Raw genomic sequence first — 235 nt, forward strand, 5'->3', positions numbered from 1 at the left:
GCCTCTTCAGCCTTATCTAACCCTTCTCAAACTTTCTTCTCTTTTTCTTTCACGTCATCTATACTATCGACAGCTTTGATGAGTTTATCGATTCCTTGTTCTTCTACTTTTCTACGCTTTGCTACTCTTTCATTCACTTTCTCTTCTACACCTTTAGCTTTCTGAAGCATCTTCTCGGCATTTGATGTTACAGCTGTCTCAAGTGCATCGTCTTTTTTCATTAGTAACACTTCAT

The 235-nt window shown here is 37.9% G+C and carries 1 pseudogene; it reads right to left on the bottom strand.

What is annotated here, in order from left to right:
• Positions 1-26 precede the first annotated feature (26 nt).
• Positions 27-235 (bottom strand): annotated as a pseudogene (locus KVT31_RS30015) (hypothetical protein); the annotation flags it as partial.

Source organism: Bacillus sp. GbtcB14 (genome assembly GCF_019091205.1).
Taxonomy (GTDB): domain Bacteria; phylum Bacillota; class Bacilli; order Bacillales; family Bacillaceae_G; genus Bacillus_A; species Bacillus_A cereus_AG.